Origin of the sequence: Pseudomonas sp. ANT_J28, assembly GCF_008370005.1 — a bacterium.
Taxonomy (GTDB): domain Bacteria; phylum Pseudomonadota; class Gammaproteobacteria; order Pseudomonadales; family Pseudomonadaceae; genus Aquipseudomonas; species Aquipseudomonas frigoris.
In genome coordinates this window covers 54091-75969 of the sequence record NZ_VOBM01000030.1, presented here as the reverse complement: position 1 = coordinate 75969, position 21879 = coordinate 54091, and the positions used below count along the sequence as shown (strand labels likewise).

The following is a 21879-nucleotide window of genomic DNA, read 5'->3' as shown; positions in this document are numbered from 1 at the left end:
AGAAGACAGGGATTGATCAATCGAACTATGATTTTTCATGGACTCGCCCTCGCTGTCGTTGGCTGTTTAGACTGCCACCGTGGCGCATTGACGCCTCGGCTTGGGCGAGTCCATCCAATTACAGGTTGCGTTCACCGCTACGGAATTGTCCCCACGCAACGTCAACTCACCCCAGCAGACCGCCCCTAAGCAGGCACATCAATTTTATCCAGCACCGACAAGGGGCTCATCACAGGGGACTCATTGCAGGCTCGACTCAGTTTTTTTCAGGAACACCGCCACGGGACTATCCTCACGCAACGCGTAACACGTATTGAGCAGTTGACCGGTGGCGTTGCTGTAAGCCTCGGTGTCTGCCGCCGTGCGCGGTGCAACCATCGCCCGGGCCATGGGAATGGTCTGAAACGCCGTCGTAGCGATTGACAGCAGTAACTCGGTCAAATGCACGCAGCCACCGATCCCGCCAAACAGCTCTTTGATCCGACGCGAGAACCCTGGCCCGATCCGCTCGCCGAGCAATTTTTCGTAGCCCGGTATTGCACCGCGACACTGGCTGGTGGGCACATCGGGCATGGCGACATGCACCTCATGCACAATGAAGTCATCGTCCAGGGTCAGACGAATCAGCATTCCATGATAGGTCTGCTCCGCCGCCACGATCCGGCCTTCCGCCAGGGTCACTGGATGAGTTTTGCTGTCGCTCAATCGTCCTTCGATGTCCCACAGACCATCCGTACGCAAATAGCCCTGGCACTCAACCTTGCGCCGGTGAATCAACCGGCGGCCCCACTCGTCGACTTCCTCGATCATCATTCAAATCGTCCTCTTGCGACGGCGGCGCCAGACCAGCACGCCCACCAGCAACGCGATGATTGCAAGGACCGGCGGCGCGGCAGCCTTGAGCTTGGGCATGACCACATGCGTCAAGGCATACAACTGCCCTTGGCGCATGTAGTCATAACCCGCGGGCATCGGCAGCACACCGTTGGCGCGGGCGTATTCGGCGTAGTCGGCCTGCATGCGCTGGAAGCGCTCCGGCATCTGCTGCTGCAAGTCGACCACTTCACCGGGGTCGGTGGCGATGTTGTAAAGGTGCCATTGTTCGTTGCCCACCGGTTTCAGGCTTTTCACCAGTTTGTAGTCGCCTTTGAACAGTGCCGCACTACCGGACAGTTCATAACCGATGGCCTGATCCTCGGGATGCACTCGCTCGGCACTGCCTTGCAGCACCGGCACCAGACTGCTACCGATCAACGGTTCGACGGCTTTCCCCTGGTAATGGCCGTCGTGGGGTTTGATACCGGCCACCTCCAGCAGTGTCGGGACAATGTCGGTGACATGGGTAAAGGTTTGGGCAATGTGATTGGCCTGGATGCCGGGCACCCCGGAAACGATCAATGGGGTGCGCAAGCCGCCCTCACCCGCAAAGAATTTGTAGCCGCTCAAGGGCGAGGCCGCGGCGCTGGCCCAACTTGGACCGATACTGGTGAAGGCACCCATGCTGCCCAGGCGATCGAGTTGACGGGTGTAGTTCATCTCCAGCCACACCCGCAGAGCTGGGATGGTGTAAGGGTCGGTGGGCTCACTGCCGTTATCGGATAAAAACACGAACACGGTGTTGTCATACTCGCCGGTGGCTTTAAGGTGGGCGATCAGGCGGCCGATCTCCCGGTCCATGGTCTCGCCCATGCCGGCATAGACCTCCATGCGCCTCGCTTCGTAGCGTTTTTCGTTCTCATCCAATGCATCCCAGTCGGCGGTGCTGGCCATCGTCTGCATACCGACTCCCGCGGGAATCAGCCCCAGTTCAACCGCTCGGTCGCGACGAGCGTTGCGCAATGCGGTCCAGCCTTCGTCATAGCGACCGCGGTAGTTGTCGATGATGTCCTTGGGCGCCTGGATGGGAACGTGATTGGCCTGAAAGCCCAGATACGCGAAGAACGGTTTGCCGTCCTGCCGGTCGGCGGCGATGTAATCCATGGCTTTATCGACGATGAAGGTCGATGAGTAATAGTCCTTTGGCAGGTGCGCCGGCTGTCCGTTCTCGAACCAGGCAGCCTTGTCGTACAGCGGCGCATATGGCCGCTCTTGCCAGTTGTCAGAGCCGCTATCGGCCTGGATGAACGAGCGGTCGAAACCGCGGTTGTTCGGCAAGGTGTCAGGGGTTTTGCCCAAATGCCATTTGCCGGTGATGTAGGTGTGATAGCCGCCGTCCCTGAGCAGGCTGGCCACGGTGATCGCATTGTCGTTGAGCACGCCGCTGTAACCGGGTTTGCCCAGGTGTTCATCGGGCATGGTTTCCGGCATGTTGCCGACGCCGTTGCGGTGGTTATCGACGCCAGTCAGCAGCATCGAACGTGTGGGCGAGCAGGAGGCCGTGACGTGGAAGTCCGAGAAACGCACGCCCTCGCGGGCCAGGGTGTCGATGTTGGGCGTGGCGATTTCGCTGCCGAACGAGCCGACATCGCTATAACCCCAATCGTCGGCAACCAGTACCACGATGTTCGGGTGTTTGGGCGCTGCAAAACTTTGGGTGGCGAAGGCTAGACAACACAGGGCCAGGGCAAGCGGTTTCAACGGGATCATTCACGGTTTCCTTTTGTGGGAGCGGGCTTGCTCGCGAAGAGGTCCTTACATTCAACATTGATGTTGGCTGATATACCGCTTTCGCGAGCAAGCCCGCTCCCACATTTTTTGATCTGTGTGTGGCTCGATTCAGGGTTTCAACAAGGCACCCAACACGCGGCGGAACAGCTTGCCGTACGGCGGACGCAGCAGCCCCATCACATCGAACCGTGGTGGCATGAACACCGAGCGCTCAAGGCTGAAGGCCTTGAAACCATACCCGCCACGGTAACGACCAAACCCCGAGTGACCACAGCCACCAAACGGCAAATCCGTCTGGAACAGGTGCTGCATGACTTCGTTGATACACGCGCCCCCCGAATGGGTACGCTCCAGCACATGCCTGGCTTCAGCGCGGTTGTCACCGAAGTAATACAGCGCCAAGGGCCGCGGATGCGCATTGATGTACTCAAGCGCTTCGCTGAGATGGCGATAGACGCGAATAGGCAGCAACGGGCCGAAGACTTCTTCTTGCATCGCCAGTGTCGAGTCCGGCGGATCAACCAGCAGGGTCGGTGCGATTTTGCGTGAAGCGCTCAAATCCTCGTTGCCCGGATTGACCTCGATCACTCTGACGCACTGTTCGCGGGCGTCTTGCAGACAGGTTTGCATCCGCAGGTATTGCCCGGGTGTCGCCATGGCCGTGTAGTCCGGATTGTTCAGCAGCGTCGGGAACAGGCGCTGCAATTCGACCTGCATGAAGCTCACCAAGCGCTCGAGGTCATCCTCGTGCACAAACACATAGTCCGGCGCGATACAGGCCTGCCCACTGCTGACCCCCTTGCCGCCCCAGATGCGTCTGGCAGCGTTTTCCAGGTCAGCGCCGCGACCGTTGATGGTTGGGGATTTGCCGCCCAGTTCCAGGGTCAACGGCGTCAAATTTTCTGCCGCAGCGCGCATCACCAGACGCCCGACCCGCGGGCTGCCGGTAAATACCAGATGATCGAGTGGCATGGCAGAAAACGCCGCGCCCAGTTCAGCGCCGCCGATGAAGGCAGCCACCTCGCAGTCATCGAACGCCTGCGCCAGCAGCTCAATCAGCACGCCCGCTGTTGCCGGTGACTGGTCAGAAAACAGAATAATCGCCCGGTTACCGGCTGCCAGCGCTTCGGCCAGCGGCCCAAGCGCGATGGCAATCGGAAAATTCCACGGGGAAATAATGCCGATCGTGCCCAATGGCTGAAAATGAATTTCCGCCCTGGCACCCAGCCAGCCGCTGCCCAGTTCGGCTTTGCGCCGCTGCGGTTTCATCCAGCGGCGAACATGGTCACGGGCGTACTTGAGGCCCTGGACCGGCAACAGAACATCGGCCATCAGCGATTGATCATGGCTGCGCCAGGTGAAGTCGCTGGCCAACGCCTCGCACAACCGCTGCTTATTTTTCAGCAACAGAGTGATGACCCGGTTGATGCGCTCGATGCGCAATTCAGCCGACGGTGGCCCTTCGGCCAAGGAGACGGCTTGCTGGCGGGCGAGCACAGCACGAACCCGCTCGGGTGCAGACTCAGCGTTGGCGGATTTATCGCCAGGCGTTTTGAGGTCGTGCAGTGCAGAGTGCATGTTCAAGCTCCTATGGTGCGGGCTCATTGGGGCCTACCAGTTCGAAGTCTGGAGAGAACTTGTCCAGCGAGCCGAGCACGTCATAGACCGCTATTTTGCTGCCATCGATCTTCAGGTCCCCTTTGAAGACCGCCTCGATCGGCGAGACTTTCTCCGCCAGGATGGCGTTCAGCGTCTCGCGTGTCAGGGTCAGGGTGGCATCGGCCTTGTCGGCGTTGTAATCGGCGATATAGGTCAACGCCGAGTTCTCCAGATTGAGCGTGTAACGCGTGCCCGAAGGACCGACATCCGTGAAGTTCCAGTTGAGGACAATGTGTTTGCCCTCGACATCCCGGGCCTTCAGCCGCACACCCAGGTAATCGAAAATATTGTCGATGGTCAGCGCCCGAAGCATGTCGGGGCTGGCGGTGCGCAGCGGTGAAGCGAGTTTTTTACCACCGCTGCGATGCTCCATGGCGGCGGCCAGATAGCTGTTGCGCTCCACCGCCGATTCGGCCTGGTAACCCAACTGCTCCAAGGCATCAGCCGCCAATTCCCGGGCCGCGCTGTTGTTCGGTTCGGCGTACACCAAATGGCTCATGGCTTGTGCCACCCAGCGGTACTGGCCGTTGGCGAAGTCAGTGCGGGCGCGGGCCAACACGGCGTCGGCACCGCCACCGTACTCAACGAATTTCTTGCCGTAATCACCGTCGGACAACGCGTCGAGATTGGCCGGATTGGCGTCATACCAGCCCATGTATTGCTGATATACCGCCTTGGCGTTGCGTTGTACCGAACCGTAAAACCCGTGGGTGAAGGTCTCACTGGTCAGACTCGCCGGGACGTGATTGCGCATGTATTCGCCAATCTCGACCGGTTTGTAGCCCTTGTTGACCAGGCGCAATGACTGGTCGTGCAGCCACTTGTACATGTCCCGTTGTTTGGACAAATAGTTAACCACGCGCTCATGGCCAAAGACCGGCCAACCGTGTTGCCCCACCAGGACGTCGGCGCCTGGGGCGAACTGATGCAGCGCCTCATTGAGGTACTTCGACCAGGCCAGGCCATCACGGATCGTCGCCCCACGCAATGTCAGCAATTGATGCTGGGTCGGCAGTGCCAGCTCACCGGTGTCGAGCACCTTGAACTGCGGGAAGTAGTGGATGAATTCGGCCGGTGCCTCGGTGCCGGGAGCAAGCATGTTGACGATCTCTACACCATCGATGGTCAGCGTCTGCACCGGCTGATTGAGCTCGAGGGTCGGCGGGATCATCGTGATGGTGCCGTTGGACAATGCCTTGGCACCGCCGAGGTCGATCTGGCCCTGGGCGCTGCGCGGCAAGGTCGTACCAAACTGGTACTCGGCGCGGCGGCTCATCGCGTTGCCGGCCATGACGTTCTCTGCGACCGCCGTTTCCGTGAACCCTGCCGGGGCAATGATCTGCACTTTGCCTGACTTCACGTCCTCCTCATCGACGATGCCGCGAATGCCCGCAAAGTGATCGACGTGACTGTGGTTGTAGAACACCGCCACCACCGGCTTGCGCGGCCGATGCTGGTAATACAGCTCAAGCGAGGCATGCGCCACTTCCGTGGCCAGGTTGCAGTCAATGATGATCAGGCCGGTGTTGCCTTCAATGATGGTCATGTTGGTCAGATCAAGACCGCGCACCTGATAAAAACCTTCGGTGACCTTGAACAACCCGCTGGACATGCTTTTGCGGGCTTGCTGCCACAGGCTCGGATTGACCGTCGCCGGTGCATCGGCGCTGCCGAGAAACTCATAGCCTTTGAGGCTGTACACCACGTGACCGTCGGCGGCGGTGGTTTCGGCGTCAGGCAGGCTGGCGATAAAGCCGCGCTGGATGTCGGCTTCCACCGCCTGATCCACCGGCGGCATGCTATGCGCGGTGGCCGCGTTGACCGCAATGGTCGCCGCCGTCGCCGCTTTCTGCCCCCCCTGGCCGGCGCTGTTGTCCACCACAGACCCAGACACGCCGGCTTGACCGCGTGACCAGTGCAAAGCCCCGGCAATACTGGCAGCCAGCACCGACACCGTCAGCACGACACGGAAAGTTTTCATCGCAGGGTCTCTCTCATTGTTATTTGGATTGCCATTGCGATGGTGCAATCAAGCACTGGTGACTTGCCGGTCTTCTCGATCAATTCATCAGTCTTCACAGGGATTGCAGTGTCTTGAGTTTCTACTGCATCCCTCCCCCCTGCGGACAACCGCTTTCGTTGCAATGACCTGCGACAGCACCGCGTGCGTTCCTACTATCGGCCCATCAACGACGCCAACAGAGCGCTAACAATAAGGGGAGTTGTCATGAGTGAAGATGTCTTGCTGTACGAAATCGTCGGCCCGGTGGCGCGCCTGACGCTCAATCGGCCAAGGGCCATGAACGCGCTGAACCTGGCGACACTCGCCGAGCTCGAACGCTGCCTCAACGACATTGCACTGAACGATGAATTGCGAGCGGTGATCCTCACCGGCAACGGCCCGGCCTTCTGCGCCGGTGCCGACCTGAAGGAAGTGTTGGCTGGCGCCAGCCTCCCGGCAGGCGAGGCCGACTTTCTCGACCGTGCCAATCACGTCTTCGGTCAGTTGCGCAACTTTCCCAAACCGGTGATCGCCGCGCTCAACGGCGTGACCATGGCCGGCGGCCTGGAACTGGCCATGTGCGCCGACATCGTGGTGGCGGCGCAAACCGCGACCCTCGCCGACGCTCACGCCAACTTCGGCGTCTACCCCGGCGCGGGTGGCGCGGCGGTGCTGCCACGGCTGATCCCGCTGAACATGGCGATGTACCTGCTGATGACCGGCAAATCCCTCTCGTCCACCGAAATGAAAGTCTACGGCCTGGTGTGTGAAGTCCACGCCGACGCCGAACTCGCCGATGCCGCCCTGGCGCTGGCCAATCAGATCGCGAAAAAGAGCCCGATCGCCCTGCGCCGCATGAAAGAAGTGGCCCGCGCCTCCGCCGACAAGTCCCGCGACGACGCCTTGCAGCACGAGCAAGTGATGTTGCGCCAGCACCTGCGCACCGCCGATTTCCAGGAAGGACTGCAGGCCTTTGGCGAAAAACGCGCACCGAACTTCAAGGGCCGCTAGGCCGCCACGTCCCCGCCATCTCAGGAACAGACAATGAACGATATCTACGTAGTGGGCGTCGGCATGACGCCGTTTGGTCGCTTGCTGGACCGCAGCGTCTACGACATGGTCGACGAAGCCGTGGGCCTGGCATTGAAAGATGCCGGCGCCACCACCGCTGACGTCGGCTCGGTGTACTACAGCACCATGACCAATGGCATGTTGCAGGGTCAGACCGGTATTCCCGGTCCGATCGCCATGCGTCGCATCGGCATCGAAGGCGTGCCGGTGTTTTCGGTAGAGAACGCCTGCGCGTCCGGTTCCTCGGCGTTCAACCTCGCCACGCTGGCACTGCGCGCCGGTCAGTGCGACATCGCCCTGGCGGTCGGCGCCGAGAAGATGAATATCCCGGACAAAGCCAAGATGTTCGCCGTGTTCGACGGCGGCTGGGACGTCTCCACCGTCGAGCAGAACAAACGCACCCTGCTGGCCATGGGCGAAGGCATCGTGCCGCCGCCGGGCACCGTGTCCGAACGCCCTTACAGCGTGTTCATGGATGTGTATGCCTCTATTGCGCGCAATTACATGCTGCGTTACGGCACCACGCAACGGCAGATCGCCGCAGTGGCCGCAAAGAACCACCAGCACTCGGTACACAACCCGCTTTCGCAATTCCAGCAAGCCTTCAGCATCGACGAAGTGCTGGCCTCGCCAGCGATCTGCTACCCGCTCACCACCCTGATGTGCTCGCCGATCAGCGACGGTGCCGCGGCCGTTTTGCTGTGCAACGCCGAAGGCCTCAAGCGCTTGAAGAACGACGGTGATCGCGCCGTGCGCGTGCTCGCCAGCGTGGTGTAAACCGGCAGTAACCGTGGTCTCGATGAACCGGAAAAAATCATTGCCCACCTGGCGGCGAAAAAAGCCTACGCCCAGGCCGGCATCAACCCTTCCGACGTCAACGTCGCGGAAGTCCATGACGCCTCGGCCATCGGTGAAATCCTCAATGCCGAATCGCTGATGCTGGTGCCCTTCGGTGAAGGTGGCCCGGCGGCCGAACGCGGTGACTTCACCGTCGGCGGCCGCATGCCGATCAACCCGTCCGGCGGCCTCGAATCCAAGGGCCACCCGATCGGCGCCACCGGTCTGGGCCAAATCCATGAACTGGTCACGCAACTGCGCGGCGAAGCCGGCAAGCGCCAGGTCGAAGGCGCGCGCATTGCCATTCAGGAAAACGGTGGTGGCCTGTTCGGCATCGAAGAAGCCGTGGTCGCCGTCAACATTCTCGCCAACAAAAATATTTAAGGAGAACCCCATGGGACACGTTATGCGCACCCCGGAACAACTCGAAGCCGTCGAGAGTTTCCGTCGCTTCCTGGCCGACAAGATCGACCCGGTGTTCAACAAGGAATACCGCGACAAGTTCATGCCCAAAGAGAAAATGGCCGAGATGATGCGCCAGCTCGTAGAGTTCGGCATGGTCTCGGGCGCGGTCAGTGAAGCCAATGGCGGTTTGGGCCTGGACTGGCCGACCATGACCATGTTGTTCGAAGAAGTCGCCGCCTGTTCGGTGGACCTGTCGACGCCGGTGGTCATCAACTCCTTCGGCGCACAGATGCTGGAGAAACTCGCCCCGGATCATCTGCGCGAGCGTTACCTGCCGGGCCTGATCAGCGGCGATTCGTTCGTCAGCGTCGCCATCTCGGAGCCGGACGTCGGCTCCAACGTACTGGAAATCAAGACCCGCGCCCGTCGCGACGGTGATGACTTCATCATCACAGGTGAGAAGACCTGGATCAGCAACGGTTCCTACTCCGACTTCTTGATCTGCACCTGCCGTACCGGCGATGACCCGCGCAAAGGATTGACTCACTTCCTGCTGGACCGCAAAGAGCATCCGTACGAAGTCCAGAACATCCACAAGATGGCCTGGAACAGCCAGTCCACCGCGCAGATTTTCCTCAACGACGTGCGTGTTCCGGCCAGCAACATCATCGGTAACGAAGGCGAAGCGTTGAAAAACACCCTGTCGTTCTTCGAGCGCTCGCGGGTGTTTGTCGCCGCTCAAGGCCTGGGCATCGGCCGTCGCGCGCTGGAAGAAGCCGTGCGTTACGCCAAGGAGCGCAAGCAGCACGGCAAGTTGATCGCCGGCCACCAGTTGATCTCCGCCATGCTCGCGGAAATGGCCACCAACGTGGATGCCGCGCGCCTGCTGACCTACCGCGCCGCCGAGATGATCGGTGCCGGCGTCCCGGCGGAAATGGAAGCGGCCATGGCCAAATACTTTGCCTGCGAAGCCGCGGTGACCATCGCGCGTCAGGCCGTGCAGATCCACGGCGGCGCGGGTGTGACCACCGACTTCCTGGTCGAGAAACTCGCCCGTGAAGCGATCATCGTGCCGATTCCGGAAGGCACCACGCAGATCCAGCAAATGATCATTGGCCGCGCCCTGACTGGGGTCAACGCGTTCTGATCAACCGTCAGTTCCACACCTAACAATAACAACCCGGCTCCTGCGAGCCGGGCAGCGAACAAGGACACACTCATGCGTATTCAAGACAAAATCATCGTAATCACCGGCGGCGCCTCGGGCCTGGGCCTGGCTACCGCGCATTACATGGCGGGCGAGAAAGCCGCCCGCGTGGCGATTTTCGACCTGAACATCGAAGCCGGGGAAAAAGCCGTCGCCGAGATCGGCGCCGACCGCGCGATGTTCGTGCAGACCGACGTCAGCGATGAAGCCTCGGTGCAGAACGCAGTCGATACCGTCATCGCCAGATTCGGCGCGATTCATGTTTGCATCAACGGCGCGGCCGTGCCGACCGGTTTCAAAGTGTTGGGCAAGGAAGGTAAGGCGGCGCCGCTGTCGCGTTTCGCTCAAGCCACGGCGATCAACCTCAATGGCGTGTTCAACGTCATGTCCAAGTGCGCCGAGCACATGGCCAACAACGAAGCCGAAGCCGGCGAAGAGCGCGGTGTGGTGATCAACGTGTCGTCCGGTGCCGCGTATGAAGGGCAAGTGGGTCAGTGTGCTTATGCGGCTACCAAGGCTGGCGTGATCGGCATGAACATGCCGGCCGCACGTGAACTGGGTGCGATTGGGGTTCGGGTCAACGCCATCGCGCCTGGTCTGTTCCTGACTACCATGGTGGCCGGCCTCGACGAGAAAATCCTCAGTTCCCTGAAAGAACAGATGGAGGCCCCGAAACGTCTGGGCGACATGCGCGAGTTCGCCCATTGCTGTGCCTTCCTGATCGAGAACGCCTACGTCAACGGCGAGACCATCCGCCTCGACGCCGCCTCGCGCATGCGTGCCCGGTAAACGCCTCGATCTATTGCGCCAGCCATACAGGGTCAACACTCCATGAAAATGAATTTCAGCCGAATCATGCGCATGCTCGCGCTGCGTCATCGCGACCAAGAGGCGATCGTCAACGTCGAGCGCAATCGGCGCTTCACCTATGAGCAATACCATCTGCTGACCAACCGCGTGGCCGATGTTCTGCGCAGCGTGCTGCAGGTTCGCGCAGGCGAACGCTTCATGCTGATCCTGGAAAACGACAACCTCAGCCTGATGATGTTTCCCAGTACCTTCAAGCAGGAAGGCACCGTGGTCATGACCAACCTGCGCGACCCGCTCGATGAGCACGCGCGGCAGATCGATCTGGTCAAACCGCGCGTGGTGTTCCTGGAAACCCGCCTGCTGGACAGCTACTACGGCATGCTGCGCAGCCGCGGTTGCGAGATCGTCGTGATGGACCCGCCCACCGCCGAACAATCTACCCTCCCCGGCGTGCACAGTTTCTGGCCAATGGTGGAAGCCGCCTCCGACCTCGACAACGACGTCGCCCTCGATACCGACCAGCACATCTGCATGTTGCGATTCACCGGCGGCACCACCGGCAAGGGCAAGTGCGCGATGTACTCCATCGATAACTGGATGGCCTGCCGTGACGCGGCGTTCATCAACACCGATCTGGGATTGTCCAGCGCGACACGGCTGCTGCACGTGTCGCCGCTGTCCCACGGCACGCTAATGCTGTTCTTTCCCACGGTTTACGGCGGTGGCACCAACATCACGCTGAACCAGTTGGACATGGAATGCTGGCGGCAGATTGTCGAAGGTGAGCGCGTTAGCCATTCGTTCCTGGTGCCCACCGTGCTGTACCGCTTGCTGGAGTTGCAACGGGCCGACCCGAAAGACTTTTCGTCCCTGACCACACTGATCTACGGCGCGGCACCGATGAGTCCGGACAAGCTCGGCGAACTGGTGGCCTGTTTCGGGCAGATTTTTGTCCAGGGTTACGCCGCTACCGAGTCGCCAATGATCATCGCATCGCTCGACAAGGCCGCGCACCAGCCCGGTGATGCCGCTGCGCTGCAACACTTGTCGTCGGCGGGCCGCCCGACCCCAGGCGTCGAAGTGTTTATTGCCGACCTCGATGGCAACCCGCTGCCGGTTGGCGAAACCGGCGAAATCCGCATTCGCTGCAAAGCGATCATCAAGGGCTACTACGAAAACCCGGAAGCGACGGCGGCGGAGTTCGACGATGGCGCATGGAAGTCCGGCGACCTGGGTTACATCGATGGCGACGGTTACCTGTACATCGTTGATCGGCTCAAGGACATGATCATCAGCGGCGGTTTCAACGTCTATGCGGTGGAAGTCGAGGCCGCGCTGGCAGCGCACCCATCGGTGCTGATGGCGGCGGTGGTCGGTATTCCGCATCCGGAATGGGGCGAAGCGGTGCATGCCGAAGTGATCCTGCGTCAGGGGGAAGCGGTCACTTCTGAAGAATTGATCGCACAGACCCGTACTCGACTGGGCGGCTACAAGGCGCCGAAATCGCTGGTGTTTGTCGATGAACTTCCCACCTCAGTGGTCGGCAAAGTACTGCGCCGACAAGTACGGGAAAAGTACTGGCAGGGTTCGTTGCGCAAGATCAGTTGAGGTGGGAACAGCGCCTGCTTACGAGGTTTTAAGGTTCAGGCAGGCGCTGACCTTATCTGGGTGAGATGTCACTAACTATCTGAATAACCGCCAAGGCTGTAACGCTCATGAAACAACGGCTTACAGTCGAGTAACTAATTACTGGATATTTCACAATTCGTACCTACGCTCTTCGCGGGGGATCCAATTTTTTCGTGGGCGGTTGGGGGCTCGTCTCAAAGTACTAACGCTAGTGCACAGGAGCTCAACATGAACCGGAAAAAGTTATCCTCGGTGTTCGCTGTATCAGTGCTGTTGTCTGCAATGGTTCTCCCCGGCATCACTCAGGCTGCCGACAAAACAGCCCCCAACATTGTGGTGATCATGGGCGACGATATTGGCTGGTCCAACATCGGTGTCTACAACCAGGGCATGATGGCCGGTCGAACCCCCAACCTCGACCAGCTCGCCGCTGAAGGTATGCGCTTTACCGACTATTACGCCGAGGCCAGTTGCACTGCCGGGCGGGCCAACTTCATTACTGGCGAACTGCCGATCCGTACCGGGATGACGACTGTCGGGCAGGCCGGTTCTCCCATTGGTATTCCCGTCGAAGCGGTCACCATCGCAACCACACTCAAGTCCATGGGCTACGCCACCGGTCAGTTCGGCAAGAATCACTTGGGCGACCTCAACGAATTCCTACCCACCGTCCACGGTTTCGACGAGTTCTTCGGTTACCTCTACCACCTGGACGCCATGGAAGATCCGGCGCATCCCAACTATCCGCAGGAACTGCTCGCCACCGTGGGGCCGCGCAACATGGTTCACAGTTGGGCCGCGGCGACTGACGATACGACGGTGATGCCACGTTGGGGCAAGGTCGGCAAACAGAAGATCGAAGACGCCGGCACGCTGTATCCGGAACGGATGAAAACCATCGACGAAGAGATTCGTGACAAGGCATTCGCCTTTGTGGACAAGGCCAAGCAGGACAATAAACCGTTCTTCCTCTGGCTCAACCCCACCCGCATGCACATCGTCACGCACCTCTCCGACAAATATGAGGCCATGCGCAATGCGCAAAATGGCTGGTCAGAACAGGAAGCAGGCATGGCACAGCTCGACGATATCGTCGGCGACGTGATGGCCAAGCTGAAAAAAGACGGCATGGATGACAACACCATCGTGATTTTCACCACCGACAACGGCGCGGAAAACTTCACCTGGCCGGATGGCGGCACCACCCCGTTTGCCATGGGCAAGGGCACAGTGATGGAGGGTGGTTTCCGGGTACCGGCGATCATTCGCTGGCCGGGCACAGTACCGGTCAATACGGTGGCAAACGGCATCATGTCCGGTATGGACTGGTTCCCGACCCTGGTCGCGGCAGCTGGCAATCCGAACATCACTGCCGAACTGCTCAAGGGCAAACAATTGGGCGATACCACGTACAAGGTGCACCTGGACGGCTACGACCGGACGCCGATGATCACCGGCAAAGGTCCGTCGAACCGGCATGAAATCTTCTACTTTGGCGAGAGTGCGCTCGGTGCGGTACGGATCGATGACTACAAGTACCGCTTCATTGAACAACCAGGTGGCTGGATGGGCGCCAAATTGGCGGTCGATGTACCGATCCTGACCAACCTTCGACTCGACCCGTTCGAACGAATGGGCTGGCCGGAAAACCAGTCAGCGCAAGGGTCCCAGCAATACTTCGACTGGTTCAAGTTTCAGTTCTGGCGGTTCGTGTTCGTCCAGCAGCAGGTCGCCAAGCTGGCTGAAACCGCGATTGAATTGCCGCCGATGCAAAAAGGCGCGAGCTTCAACCTCGATTCCGTCAAAGCAAAGATCGCAGCCGCTCGGGCGGAAATGGCCAAGTAAGCAGTCGAGTCAACGGGTGGCCAACGCTGGCCACCCGCGTTCGGGAAGGACATTTGCTGAGGTAACCCAATGCAGATAAAAACATCCGCCCTGCCCGCCTTCACCTTGCTTGCGTTGTGCTGTCAGCAAGCGTGTGCCGGCGGTCTCATGCTCTACGAAATCGGCACTGACAACGCCGGCCTGGCCAACGCCGGTGCTGCGGCCCGCGCTCAAGGCCCCTCGACCATCGCCAGCAACCCGGCGGGCATGAGTTACCTGCCAGGCACGCAAATCACCGGCGGCTTGCAAGTGCTCTACGGCAACCTCAAGTTCAATCGCGACGACGACACCAACGTCCCGGGTAGCGGCAGTGGCAACGCCCTCGACCCCATTCCCGGCGGTAGTTTCTTCATCAGCCATCAACTCGATGACCACTGGAGCGTTGGCTTCGGCCAGTATGCTGACTTCGGGTTGGCGGAGAATTACGACAACGATTGGTCCGGGCGCTATTTCGCGCAAAACGCCAGCCTCGGCGGTTTATCTCTTGTACCCAGCGTGGCTTACCGCTTTAACGAACAATGGTCGGTCGGCGTCGGCGTGAAAGCCATGTACGGCATGCTGCAATCCGACACCGCGATTGACCGCTCGCCGTTCGGCCTTACCGACCGCAGCGACGGCCAGTTCAAGTACAAAGACAAGGATTGGGGTTTTGGCGCGAATGTGGGGGTGATCTACGCTCCGCAAGCCGGCACGCGCATTGGCCTGGCTTACACCAGCAAGGTCGATCTGCAGTTTGAGGACGGGCTAGACGTCAAAGGTAATGGCCCGGCGCTGGATCGATTGAACGGCCTCAACACCCAACTCGACGTGACTGTGCCTCAAACCGTCACCCTGAGCCTGTTCCAGCAACTCGACCGGCAGTGGGCCTTGCTCGCCTCGGTCAATTGGCAGGACTGGTCAGAGTTCGGCGAGGTCGGGGTCCAGGTCGACACCACAGCGGTCGATGCCCGATCGACCACCATTGATGCCAACTACAAAGACACCTGGCAACTGGCGCTCGGCGCGCAATACCAGGCCACGCCACAATGGTTGTGGAACTTCGGAGTGGCTTACGACAGCAGCGCCGTCTCGGACAGTGATCGCACTGTAACTGTGCCAATGGCCGAATCCTGGCGCATTGCGACAGGAGCCACCTATGCTCTGAACAAGGACACCGACGTCAACGTCAGTTGGGCGATGGTCTGGCTCGGTGATATGCCGGTCGACCAGACCAAATCAACGTCCGGCAATCGAATTTCAGGTCAGTTCGACAATGCCTGGATTCAAGCCGTGACCGGAAACATGACCTGGCGATTCTGATGCCCTGCTACTGAAAAAAACGACTTAATCCATGGAGCAAACACCACTATGAACTTGTCCCGAAAACTGTTTATTGGCGCTGCGCTGGCCAGCCTGCTGCTCGGCGGTTGCACCTCGAAAGTCACCGAGCGTGAGCAGTATTCCGGCTTCCTGTCCAACTACAACAACTTGCAGCAAGTCACCACCACCAGCGGCGAAACAGCCATGCGCTGGGTGAGCCCGTCCTGGAATCCAGATGCCTATAACACCGTGGTTTTCAATAAGCTGGAGCTCTACCCGGCGCCCAAGCCCACTGAGCGGGTTAACCAGCAAACCCTGGACGAGTTGCAGAACTACATGACCAGTAAGGCCAAAGGTGTGCTGGGTCAGAAATATCGGGTGGTATCGAGCGAAAAATCAGCGCCGAAGGGTTCAAAAACCTTGATCATGCGCGCGGCGATCACCGGGGTGAGTGCCGAAAACGAAGGCATGAAGTGGTATGAAGTGGTGCCGGTTGCCGCCGTCGTGGGGGGTGTTTCCGCTGCCAGTGGCCATCGCGATCAGGACACCACACTGTTTATCGAGGCCGAGTTTATCGACGCCAGCAACAACCAGACCGTGGCCAAAGTGGTGCGCAAAGTCTTTGGCAGCACCCTGTCAAACGCCAGCCAGAAGATCACCACCAAGGATTTCAAAGTGGCGATCGACAAACTGACCAGTGACCTACAAGCATTCATCAAGTAGCCCCCCCGCAGGAGCTGCCGCAGGCTGCGATCTTTTGATCTTGATTTTGTCGGTGTAACAACCGCCGCCAAGATCGCAGGCTTCGCCAGCTCCTACACCGATCGTGTTCATCCCAACCGCTATTTTTTCATCCCTACCCGTCGCCGCATTTCGGCGGTGATCGACTGCCGGGTTTTCTTCAGGTCCTTCCAAGGCTCATCACCAACTTCGGCCAGACGTTCATGCACAGTGTGCATGTTCCACTGATTACCACCCTTGAGCTCGCCCACCTCTTCGCGAAAGATCGGCACTGACACCGGCAGCCCTTCGCGGGTGCGCACGGCGTAGGCGCAGATGGTCGTGGCGCCAAGGCCGTTGCGCAGGTAATCGATGAAGATCCGCCCGACCCGGTTCTTCGGTCCTGATACGGCGGAAAAACGCTCCGGCAGCAACTTGGCCATGTGACTGACAATCGCGTGGCTGAAGTCTTTCACCTCATCCCAACCCAGCTTGCGAGTCAGTGGCACCACCAGGTGAATCCCTTTGCCGCCGCTGGTCTTGAGGAACGCCTTGAGCCCCAGTTCATCGAGTACCGAGAGGGTCAGCTGAGTCGCCTCGACCATGCTTTTCCAGGGCAGCGCCGGGTCCGGGTCGAGGTCGAGGACGAAGCGGTCGGGTTTGTCGAGGTTGTCCGAGGTAGCGTTCCAGGTGTGCAACTCGACGGTGCTCATCTGCACGGCGCCTATCAGGGCTTCGGCGTTGTTGATGATCATCACCGGTTGGCCGGTGAGTGCCTTGTCCAGGGTGGTGATCCCCGGAATGGCCAGGCGCTCGGCGTTTTTCTGGAAAAACAGTTCGCCGGCAATGCCCTCCGGCGCGCGTACCAGCGCCACGGGCCGGTCCTTGAGCTCAGGCAAAATCCATTCGGCGACGCTCGCGTAATACTCCGCCAGTTGCACTTTGGTGGTTCCGCTACTGGCGTCGATCACCCGGTCCGGGTGAGTGATGCGGATCTTGCCTTCGCCCAGGCCGATTTGTGAGGGCGCGGGCGCCGCTTTCTTTTTGGCAGGGGTGGAAGGTTTTTCGACAGTGGTTTTTTTCGCGGCTGAAGTCTTCACGGCTTTCGGACGCTCCCCGGTAATGTCTTCGGCAGGTTTGTCGTCACGCAGGCCATGGAACACCGCATGACGGACTGAACCTTCCTTGGTCATTTCGGCATAAGCGACCTCAGCCAGCAGCGTGGGCTTGAGCCAGTGCACACCCTTGGCATCAAAACCGCTCGGCGGATTGACCACCGAAATCTTTTTGGTTTGCAGCGGTTTCAGTTGCTCATAGATGCGCTTGAGCGTCGTCTCGTTGAACCCGGTGCCGACTTTGCCCGCGTAACGCAACTCACTGCTGTCGCGGTCATGCAACCCCAGCAGCAGCGCGCCGAAGGCATTGCGCGAGCCTTTCGGGTCGGTGAAGCCGACGACCACAAATTCCTGTCGATGCTTGCACTTGAGCTTGATCCAGTCGCTGCTGCGCCGCGACACGTAAGGCGAGCCCAGACGCTTGCCGATCAGCCCTTCCATCTGCATTTGGCAGGCGCTGTTGAGCAAGGCTTCCGGTTCTTCATTAAAAGCATTGGAGAAGCGCAGCAGCGGGTCTTTATTGGGGTTGAGCACGGTCGACAGCGCAACCCTTCGCTCCTGAACAGGCACTTCGCGCAGGTCCACGCCGTTGAGGTAAGGCATGTCGAACAGGTAGTAAACGATGTTGCCGCTGCGGCCCGAGTCGAAGGCGTTTTGCAAGGCCTGAAAGTCCGGCACACCCTGCTCATCGGCGACCACCATTTCACCGTCGAGCCAGGCCGATTCGAGGCCTAGCGCCGCCAATGCCTCGGCTTGTCTGGGCAGTTTATGGGTCCAGTCGTGGCCGTTGCGAGTGAACAGTTTGACCTCGTCGTGGTCGATGCGCGCCATGATCCGATAGCCATCGAACTTGATCTCATAGCTCCACTCGCCGCCCGGGGCTTTTTCGACCAGCGTCGCCAGTTCCGGTTTGAGCAGCTCCGGCAATTTGGCTTTGCGGGCGCCCGTCAATGGCGCCGACTTTTCCTTGCGCGCCGGGGCGGCGGGTTTTTTGACGGGTTTGGGTTTGGCAGCCGTCTTCGGCTTTTTGGCAACGATGGTCCGGTCACTGAGCACGCTGTCGGGCTCGGCGGCGACCACGTCGTAATCGCTTTCGGGTTTGGCCGCACCGTCCTGATGCTTGATCAGAAACCATTGCTCCTGCTTGCCCGGCATGTGTGTGCGCACCAGGTTCCACAGGCCACCGAGCTTCTCGCCTTTCAGCTCGAATTTGAGCTTGCCCTTGGCGTACGCCTTGGTCGGATCGTCCTGAGGAATCCACACCCCGCGATCCCAGACAATCACGTCGCCGGCGCCGTAATGCCCTTCGGGAATGCTGCCCTCGAAGGTTGCGTAATCAATCGGATGGTCCTCGACGTGAACCGCCAGGCGCTTGACCTTGGGGTCCAGTGACGGGCCTTTGGGCACTGCCCAGCTTTTCAGTGCGCCATCGAGCTCCAGGCGAAAATCGTAATGCAGGTGCGAGGCGTCGTGCTTCTGGATGCAGAACTGCAAGGCATGGTCTTTCGCGGTTTTTTTGCCCGAACGTTTGCCGGCGGCCGGTTCAGAGGTCGCCGAGAAATCGCGCATGCGGTTGTAATCGTCCAGGCTCCTGGTCATGGCGCACCTGCTGACGAGGTCACGGCTCCCCCGATGCCCGGGCCGATCCGCGTGACGATCAAGGCGACGACGGCAATTCGTTCCACCCGCTGATAGCCAGGGGTCAATAGTTCTTCACCGAACACGTCAGGGTCGAGTTCGCGGTAAGTCCAGCCGAACATCGGCGATTCCAGATACGGAGTCACCGCATTCAGAAACGGGTCGAGACCATCGATCATCGCCACCCCGGTGTACAGCACCAGGGAGCCACCGGGGGCCAAGCGATACAGGGCTTGCTCGACAATGCGCAACGATAATTGCGCGCCCAGCGCCCCGCCGCCATGCCGGTAAGCACGCTCGGCAGGGTCGGCCATGTAGGGCGGATTGGCGACGATCAAATCGAAGTGGCCGTCGACGTCCTGCAGCACGTCGCTGGCCTCGATGCTGACGTTAGCCACCTCGGCAAGCGCGACGTTGACCGCCGTCATGCGCAACGCCAACGGGTTGATGTCCACGCCCAGCACCTCGGCTTCACGGCGCGCGCGGGCAATCACAATCGCCCCCACACCAGCGCCGCAACCAATGTCCACGGCGCGCCTGATTGGCGCGAAGCTCTGTTGCAGATGGGTATGAATCAGTTGTGCAAAACGATAAGTGTCGGGACCGAAGAACACCGCGTCAGCGGCATCAGTGGGGTAACCCGAATGCACGAACAACAGGTCATCGAGGCTTGACCAGCGCACATGACTTTTCAGTCGACCATTGCATTCATCGAGGACGCCTGCCTGTTGCAACTGCCGCTGCTCATCCACCGACAACAGACCGGGCTCAAACGGCCGAGACCAACCAAATACTTCGCGCAGAGTCCGGGCGCTCTGCCCGAAGGCGCGATCATTAACCCGCTGATGGGTCAGTGGCGTTGGCGTGATGAAACGGTAACCGTCGGCCTGCAAGCGGCGCCCCAGTTGCAACAAGGCCCGATCGGCGGCGCTAAGGTGTTCTTCCTGATTCATGAAGGGCTCCCTATCGAAAACCGGATTTGAGTTCGATGAACCGTCGCGTGGCCATCAGGCCAGCGGGGTGGGCGTGCCGATGCGCAGACAACCACGGAATCAAGACTTGCATTTGCTCGTCGGCGGCAAGCCCTTTAAGTGTAGCGTGCAGGCTTTGGACATCCGGGTCATTGACGGGCACTGGCTGTTCGGTCGCGGCACTGCTGCCGCGTCGAACCGCTGCCGGCGCTCGCGCAGGACGCCAGTCCCCGGCAATCCAGTCGTGCAGCAGCTGTTTTTCGTAGGGGCTGAACACCCCGAACATGGCCGCGCCGTCGCCATCGATCAATTGCCAGAAACGGCTGGCTTGCGGGTCCTGGTGGCGCTTGATCCAGCCCTTGTTTTCCATGGCGATGAGGAAGCCTGGCAACTGCTCCGGCGTCGACAACCATTGATTGACGGTCTTGCCTTCAAACCGGCAGTAGTCGGAATGCATGTGCTGACCAAACGGGCGCTTGCGTTCAAGCATGTTGAGCAACTCGCCGTACAGGTCGAACGACTCGATGATCGCGCGACTGCCCTGCCCCAGATCGTTGAGCCGATAACCCAGCGCAACCCTGCGCAGAAAGTCTTCACGGTCGGCTTCCACCGGCAACAATTGCAGCACCGACTGCACGGCCTTTTGCGCGTGGCCGGTGCTGGCATTGTCGATGGTCACGTGCAGGGTGAAGTAATACGGATCGATGCCCAGTTCGCTGAGTTCATAGGCGCTGATCAGCAAATGCAGCGGCAGTTGTTCATAACCGAGGTTGTAGCCGATCACTTCCGGCAAAAAATCGTCGCTGCAATAACCCAGCGCCAATTGCACCGCGCCTTGCAAGTAACGCTGGTCCGGGATGAACGCGTTGTCCAGCAAGCCATGTTCGGCGAGCAGTTTGCGGTAGATCACCACATGATTTTGCGCCGGGTTACCGTCGCCCAGCTCTTGCAGATAGGTGCAAATCAGGCCTTCGAAACGCGGGTCATGCCAGTGCCGCAGCAGGCCATACAGCCATGCGCCGTCCACCAGTTTGGTCGGGGCAACGGCTTGCAGGAAAAACAATGCGTGTGCCTTGTTGGTGAAGAACTGACGCGGCCCGCCGTCCTTGCGCTGTTGCAGGTAATCGGCGTATTGACGAGCCACTTCGGCGCAGTGATGTTCGACAAAGGTTGGCAGTGCCGACAGGTCGTGCGGCATGTCCTCGGGCAGGTCCTTTGCGTGCGCAAGTTGCGCCTCGAGGAAAGTTTTGCCGAGTGCGCGCTGGTGTTCGATATCGTTGCTCAGCAATAACTGTTCGTAGATAGGTTTTATGCTGCCGGCGGTCAGGATCGCGCGTTCGTGGGCCGGCGGGGATTCAAGTCGTGTCAGGGCAGTCATGGGGTCGTCTCTCGGTCTGAGGCCAATGGCAGGACGCTGAATCAGCACGTCTCTACATCAGCAGAGCGACACCCCCGGAAAATAATTCAATCGGCGTTGAAATTGCTCGGACAGACGGGCAGCGCCGCAGCACCCGGCGCCAAATCAAGTGAATATACTCAGCGGGTGTGGACTCATCCTTCGGAGAGCAATCATGCGAACGGTTCATGTCATCGAGCCCGAAAAAAACCCCGACCCGGTCAATGTCGTAGGTGAGGCCATCACCATTCTCGCGGGTGGGGATCTGAGCAAACCTTTTGAAATGCATATCCAGGAAGGCGTGCAAGGCGGCGGGCCACCCCCGCACTTTCACCCCTGGGACGAAGCGTTCTACGTGATTGACGGGCAGGTGGAAGTGACGGTTGCGGGCAAGGCAACTACCGTTTTCCCCGGGGGTTATGTGCATATACCCGCTGGGACTATTCATGCTTACAAGAACGTCAGCGCGACGGCAAAGATGATCGGCGTGGTGTCTGACCCGCGTGGTGGTCAGTTCTTTGCCGCGCTGGATCAGCTAAAAGTGCCTGAGGATTTGCCGCGGATACTGGCAATCGCCGAGAGCTTCGGCGTTACGTTTCTGGTGCCGAAGCCAGTGTGATTTATGATCG

15 protein-coding genes and 1 pseudogene are annotated in these 21879 nt (G+C 59.9%); 9 read left to right on the top strand and 7 right to left on the bottom strand.

Features of this window, described 5'->3' with window-relative positions:
* Positions 1–240: 240 nt before the first annotated feature.
* From FQ187_RS20515 to FQ187_RS20495, 4 genes are all read right to left on the bottom strand, one after another.
* Positions 241–813, bottom strand: a complete 573-nt coding sequence (locus FQ187_RS20515; protein ID WP_178122739.1) for a DUF2889 domain-containing protein — start codon at positions 811–813, stop codon at positions 241–243.
* Complete coding sequence (locus FQ187_RS20510; RefSeq protein ID WP_149630870.1) at positions 814–2586, bottom strand: arylsulfatase; 1773 nt, start codon at positions 2584–2586, stop codon at positions 814–816.
* Positions 2587–2715: 129 nt separating this feature from the next.
* Complete coding sequence (locus tag FQ187_RS20500) at positions 2716–4185, bottom strand: coniferyl aldehyde dehydrogenase (protein WP_149630869.1); 1470 nt, start codon at positions 4183–4185, stop codon at positions 2716–2718.
* Positions 4186–4195: 10 nt separating this feature from the next.
* Complete coding sequence (locus tag FQ187_RS20495; RefSeq protein ID WP_149630868.1) at positions 4196–6247, bottom strand: alkyl/aryl-sulfatase; 2052 nt, start codon at positions 6245–6247, stop codon at positions 4196–4198.
* A 246-nt stretch (positions 6248–6493) separates the two neighbouring features.
* Here FQ187_RS20495 and FQ187_RS20490 point away from each other — a divergent pair, with 246 nt between their 5' ends.
* The 8 genes and pseudogenes from FQ187_RS20490 to FQ187_RS20455 all read left to right on the top strand — a co-directional run bounded on the left by FQ187_RS20490 (position 6494) and on the right by FQ187_RS20455 (position 16133).
* Entirely contained in the window at positions 6494–7279 is a 786-nt protein-coding gene (locus tag FQ187_RS20490) for an enoyl-CoA hydratase/isomerase family protein (RefSeq protein WP_149630867.1), read from the top strand.
* 33 nt (positions 7280–7312) lie between these two features.
* Positions 7313–8560 (top strand): annotated as a pseudogene (locus FQ187_RS30770) (thiolase family protein).
* Positions 8561–8570: 10 nt separating this feature from the next.
* Complete coding sequence (locus tag FQ187_RS20480) at positions 8571–9728, top strand: acyl-CoA dehydrogenase family protein (protein ID WP_149630866.1); 1158 nt, start codon at positions 8571–8573, stop codon at positions 9726–9728.
* Positions 9729–9800: 72 nt separating this feature from the next.
* A complete protein-coding gene (locus FQ187_RS20475) occupies positions 9801–10577 on the top strand; it encodes an SDR family NAD(P)-dependent oxidoreductase (protein WP_149630865.1) in 777 nt (258 codons plus the stop codon).
* A gap of 42 nt (positions 10578–10619) precedes the next feature.
* Positions 10620–12206 (top strand): class I adenylate-forming enzyme family protein, encoded by a 1587-nt coding sequence (locus FQ187_RS20470; protein WP_149630864.1) that lies wholly within the window; start codon positions 10620–10622, stop codon positions 12204–12206.
* Between the two features lie 249 nt (positions 12207–12455).
* Positions 12456–14072 carry an arylsulfatase gene (locus tag FQ187_RS20465; RefSeq protein WP_149630863.1) on the top strand — a complete coding sequence of 539 codons (1617 nt, stop codon included), beginning with the start codon at positions 12456–12458 and terminating at the stop codon, positions 14070–14072.
* Between the two features lie 69 nt (positions 14073–14141).
* Positions 14142–15410: an OmpP1/FadL family transporter gene (locus tag FQ187_RS20460; RefSeq protein ID WP_149630862.1), complete on the top strand. Its 1269-nt coding sequence runs from the start codon at positions 14142–14144 to the stop codon at positions 15408–15410.
* Between the two features lie 48 nt (positions 15411–15458).
* Positions 15459–16133 carry a DUF3313 domain-containing protein gene (locus tag FQ187_RS20455; RefSeq protein ID WP_134418551.1) on the top strand — a complete coding sequence of 225 codons (675 nt, stop codon included), beginning with the start codon at positions 15459–15461 and terminating at the stop codon, positions 16131–16133.
* A 119-nt stretch (positions 16134–16252) separates the two neighbouring features.
* Here FQ187_RS20455 and ligD read toward each other — a convergent pair whose 3' ends face one another.
* From ligD to FQ187_RS20440, 3 genes are read right to left on the bottom strand one after another with little or no spacing between them, the layout of a single operon-like run.
* The gene (ligD, locus tag FQ187_RS20450) at positions 16253–18844 is read right to left on the bottom strand and encodes a DNA ligase D (protein ID WP_149630861.1); all 2592 of its coding nucleotides are present in this window, start codon (positions 18842–18844) and stop codon (positions 16253–16255) included.
* Positions 18841–19836 carry a class I SAM-dependent methyltransferase gene (locus FQ187_RS20445; protein ID WP_149630860.1) on the bottom strand — a complete coding sequence of 332 codons (996 nt, stop codon included), beginning with the start codon at positions 19834–19836 and terminating at the stop codon, positions 18841–18843. Before FQ187_RS20445 ends, ligD begins: the two co-directional genes overlap by 4 nt.
* A gap of 10 nt (positions 19837–19846) precedes the next feature.
* On the bottom strand, positions 19847–21232 hold the full coding sequence (locus tag FQ187_RS20440) for an iron-containing redox enzyme family protein (protein ID WP_149630859.1): 1386 nt from the start codon (positions 21230–21232) through the stop codon (positions 19847–19849).
* Positions 21233–21425: 193 nt separating this feature from the next.
* Here FQ187_RS20440 and FQ187_RS20435 point away from each other — a divergent pair, with 193 nt between their 5' ends.
* Positions 21426–21869 (top strand): cupin domain-containing protein, encoded by a 444-nt coding sequence (locus FQ187_RS20435; protein ID WP_149630858.1) that lies wholly within the window; start codon positions 21426–21428, stop codon positions 21867–21869.
* Positions 21870–21879: the final 10 nt, after the last annotated feature.